Below are 908 nucleotides of genomic sequence, written 5' to 3'. Positions count from 1 at the left end.
GCGGAAATATCGCCCATTTCGCCGAAGTTCTGCGGAAATATGATTTCAGTCTCTCCTGCCTGCTCGGCACGCAGCCGCGCCAACTTTGCGATAAGCCCCACCCGGCGGCTCTGCAGGGATTGCAACTCGGACCGGGCCTTGGTGTCGTCAAGGCGGACGAGCGGCTGACCGACTTTCACTTCATCGCCTTCCTGCACCAGCAAACGATCGAGGATGCCCCCCTCGAAGTGGCTGACTGTCTTACGCTTCGAATCGACGATCACAGTTCCGAGCGAAACGGCAGCACTGCCAAGTTCTGCAGAATAGGCCCATCCAAAAAACCCGCCAAACGCGATCAAAATCGTCGATACGCCTGCGATGATTAACTTGCGCAGGGGGGACTTTCTATCTTCCTGCTCAAGATCGGTGACCCATTCCGGACGGACGGACCCGAACTTGGTGGGAACGGTTTCGCCGCCCGACACGGTACGTGGTGCCAATAGTTGAGGGGCCCGTTTCTGCAGGTTTGTGTTGCCCGTCATGATGCGGTGGCTCCCATTTTTGGACCGGTCGGGGTAATGGACGACACGACGTCCGTGCGGGGGCCGAACTGTGTGATGCGCCCGTTCTCCAATACGAGCAGCTTGTCAGCCACCTGCATGATTGTTGGGCGGTGGGCAATCATCACCACGATTGCTCCATCATCGCGGGCCTGTTCGATCGCACGCATCAGTGCTCTTTCGCCGACTGCATCGAGATTGGCGTTCGGCTCATCAAGCACGATCAGGCGAGGGCGATTGTAGAGGCAACGGGCAAGGCCGATGCGTTGACGCTGGCCGCCGGAAAGCGTCAACTTCCCGTCGCCCACCGGCGTATCGTAGCCAAGCGGCAGCCGCCCGATCATTTCATGAACATCAGCAAGCCGCGCC

At 59.3% G+C, this 908-nt stretch carries 1 protein-coding gene and 1 pseudogene; both read right to left on the bottom strand.

The features are described from left to right. A pseudogene (locus ACXJ5O_RS28425) lies at nt 1-521 on the bottom strand (HlyD family type I secretion periplasmic adaptor subunit); the annotation flags it as partial. After that, a partial coding sequence (locus ACXJ5O_RS28420; protein WP_457302830.1) for an ATP-binding cassette domain-containing protein occupies nt 518-908 on the bottom strand: 391 nt, incomplete at its 5' end. The pseudogene ACXJ5O_RS28425 and the gene ACXJ5O_RS28420, both read right to left, overlap by 4 nt.

It is taken from the genome of Phyllobacterium sp. P5_D12 (assembly GCF_054049495.1).
This window is presented reverse-complemented; position numbering and strand designations above follow the sequence as displayed.